3 protein-coding genes and 1 pseudogene are annotated in these 3,598 nt (G+C 44.4%); all 4 read left to right on the forward strand.

The window, feature by feature from the left end; all coding sequences use genetic code 11:
* On the forward strand, positions 1-710 hold a 710-nt coding region (locus tag WBM98_RS09830), incomplete at its 5' end, for a saccharopine dehydrogenase NADP-binding domain-containing protein (protein ID WP_424365848.1).
* On the forward strand, positions 694-2,277 hold the full coding sequence (gene hemC, locus WBM98_RS09835) for a hydroxymethylbilane synthase (RefSeq protein WP_424365849.1): 1,584 nt from the start codon (positions 694-696) through the stop codon (positions 2,275-2,277). The genes WBM98_RS09830 and hemC, both read left to right, overlap by 17 nt.
* Positions 2,278-2,328: 51 nt before the next feature.
* A pseudogene (locus WBM98_RS09840) lies at positions 2,329-2,690 on the forward strand (four helix bundle protein).
* A gap of 23 nt (positions 2,691-2,713) precedes the next feature.
* The coding region (gene hemE, locus WBM98_RS09845) for a uroporphyrinogen decarboxylase (RefSeq protein ID WP_424365850.1) at positions 2,714-3,598 on the forward strand (885 nt) is incomplete at its 3' end.

Raw genomic sequence — 3,598 nt, forward strand, 5'->3', positions numbered from 1 at the left:
AGAGCGTATTGCTTTTTGGCACGGGGAAAATTGGGCGGAATACCTGTGAAAACTTGATCAAACATTCGCAGAATCCGAAAATAACCTTGATCAACCGTACCAAGACCAAAGCGGAAAAAATTGCCGGTAAATTCAATCTTGTGGTCAAGGACTATGGCGATCTACATACCGAGATCCGAAATACCGATGTGTTAGTGGTTGCCACGGGGGCCCAATTCCCAACGATTTCAAAGGATTTGATCTACACCAAGAAACCTTTGTTGATTCTTGATCTTTCCATTCCGAAGAACGTTTGCGATGATGTTTCCGAACTTGACAATGTAACGGTGATTCATTTAGATCAGCTTTCCCAAATTACGGACGAAACCTTGGAACGCAGAAAACAGTTCGTTCCAAAGGCAGAGCGCATTATAGAAGAAGTAAAACGGGAATTCATCCAATGGTTGGAAACCAGGAAATTCGCTCCAGTCATCAAAGCCTTGAAAAAGAAATTGAATACCATGAAGGAGGAGGAGTTGGATTACCAATCCAAGAAATTGAACGATTTCAATACCGAACAAGCCGATGTGATATCAGACCGGATCATTCAGAAAATCACCAAACAGTTTGCAAATCATCTTAAGGATGCCAACGGGGATGCCGACGACAGTCTTGAGCTTATCCAGAAAGTTTTTCAGCTAGAAATAAATCCTCATGAGTCAAATCATTAGAATAGGCACCCGCGATAGTGAATTGGCACTTTGGCAGGCGAATACCGTTAAAAACAAATTGGAAGCCTTAGGTTATCAGACCACACTCGTGCCTGTCAAGTCAACTGGGGATTTGGTACTGAACAAGCCGCTTTACGAAATGGGGATTACCGGTATTTTCACCAAAACCCTTGATGTAGCCATGCTCAGTGGGGATATCGATATTGCGGTACATTCCATGAAAGATGTGCCCACGGCCTTACCAAAGGGAATTGTACAGGCTGCCGTATTAGAACGGGCGAATTATCTCGATATTCTGGCCTTTAAGGATAATGAGGAATTTCTTTCCAGCCGGGAAGCCATTATTGCCACCGGAAGCCTGAGAAGAAAGGCACAATGGTTGAATCGCTATCCTACCCATACCGTGGTGGATCTGCGTGGCAATGTGAACAGCCGTATGCAAAAGCTTCATGAAAACGATTGGAACGGTGCCATTTTCGCGGCTGCAGGTCTAGATCGCATTGGCCTTGAACATGAACATACGATTGGTCTCACTTGGATGTTACCCGCCCCGGCCCAAGGCGCGATCATGGTGGTGGCATTGGAAAAGGATGCCTTTGTTCGCCAAGCATGCGCTGAATTGAACCATGAGCCTACTGAAATATGCACCCAGCTTGAACGTGAATTCCTCAGACTACTCGAAGGCGGTTGTAGTGCTCCCATAGGGGCCTTGGCCTATATCAATACCAAAAAGGAAGAGGTGACTTTCAAAGGGGTATTGCTATCAATCGATGGCACCAAAAAGTTGGATGCTGAATTGACGGCCCCGTTTGGAGAACATCAAAATTTGGGTCGCGATTGTGCCAACAGCATTTTAAGCCGTGGGGGCAAAAACCTTGTGGGAGAAACGCATCGCGATAGCCAAAGCATCGAAATATTTTCCACCAAAAAATTGACACAGGACCAGCGCTCAAGGTTCAAGGATGACCTGCAGGTAGACTCGGAGGATTTTATAAAAACGAGTCCGACCCGAATTCCCACCAAGGTATTGACCGCCAAAATGCAAAATGTAGTCTTTACGAGCAAGAATGCGGTCGAAGCTTTGTTGACCAATGTGAGTGCCTCCCAACTTCAATTCAAGAACATCTATTGTGTAGGACGACGCACCAAACGATTGATTGAAGCCCGTATAGGCAAAGTGCAACATTTTGAAAGAAATGCAAGGAAACTGGCGGAATACCTAGTGGACTATCTGGAAGGGACCGAAGTAACCTATTTCTGTAGCAACCTTCGCATGGACGATCTTCCAACTATATTGACCAGTAGTGGTATTACTGTAAACGAGATCGAAGCCTATAAAACCAAGCACACCCCTGTAAAAGTCCCCCCGAATGTAAAGGGGGTACTCTTTTTCAGTCCGTCAACCGTCAATAGCTATTTACAATTGAATAGAACGGATATAATTGCTTATTGCATTGGCGAAAGTACGGCCAAGGTAGCCCGGGAACATTTTTCAGAGGTATTTGTTGCCAAAATACCCGATATGGAAAGCGTTATTGATTTGGTCAATGCGAATTATGGTGTTTAGCCTTTTGCTGTTAGCCTTTAGCTGTTAGCTATTAGCTTTGGATCATTTGGTATGAGAGACTTTAGAAAGCTTGAAATTTGGAAAAACGGAATTGAGATCGTGAAGCATATATATGCGTTATCCGTTAAATTACCTTTAGAGGAAAAGTTTGGCTTAAGAAGTCAAATGACTAGAGCAGCCGTATCTATACCTACCAACATTGCGGAAGGCTGTAGCAGAAATAGTGAAATTGAGTTCAACGATATCTGGAAATTTCCATTGGATCTCTTTTTGAAGTTGAAACACAATTGGTCATAGCAAAAGAACTTGAGTTTATAGAACCTAAGGAACTTGAAATCATTTTCGATTTGATTAAAATAGAGGCGAAAATGATCAATAGTTTAATCAGCAAAATTAAAGCAACCAAAAGCTAAAAGCCAACAACGAAGAACAACGAATGAACAACGACTTATTCCTAAGGGCCCTAAAAGGCGAAATTGTCGATAGACCTCCAGTTTGGATGATGCGGCAGGCTGGGCGTTATTTGCCCGAATTTATTGAAATACGCAAGAAATATGACTTCTTTACCCGTTGCCAAACGCCCGAGCTCGCTTCCGAAATCACGGTACAGCCCATTCGCCGGTACGGTATGGATGCCGCCATATTGTTCAGCGATATCTTGGTGATTCCCCAAGCTATGAATATTGAAGTGCAGATGAAACCAAATTTCGGCCCCTATCTGCCCAACCCCATCCAGACCCCGAAGGCCGTTGACAATGTTATTGTTCCTGATGTCAATGAAGCATTGGATTATGTAATGCAGGCCATTACAATGACCAAAGAGAAGTTGAACGATGAAATTCCATTGATCGGTTTCGCGGGTTCCCCATGGACAATCCTTTGCTACTGTGTGCAAGGGCAGGGGAGCAAAACGTTCGACAAGGCCAAGGAATTCTGTTTTACGCAACCTATGGCCGCCCATGAATTATTACAGAAAATAACCGATACCACCATTGCCTATCTCAAAGCAAAAGTAAAGGCCGGAGTAAATGCCGTACAGGTATTCGATTCTTGGGGTGGAATGCTTTCCCCCACCGATTATCAAGAATTTTCATTCAGATACATTCAACAGATCATCAACGCCTTGAAAGACGAGGCCCCCGTCATCGTCTTCGGGAAGGGGTGCTGGTTCGCTTTGGGCGACATGGCCAAATCAGGTGCGGCCGCTTTGGGCGTTGACTGGACCTGCTCCCCCAAGAACGCACGTTATTTTACAGGAGGAAATATTACCTTACAGGGTAATTTTGATCCTGCCAGGTTGTTGTCCCCTCCTTCGGAAATC

The organism is Maribacter sp., assembly GCF_049667165.1.
Classification (GTDB): domain Bacteria; phylum Bacteroidota; class Bacteroidia; order Flavobacteriales; family Flavobacteriaceae; genus Maribacter_A.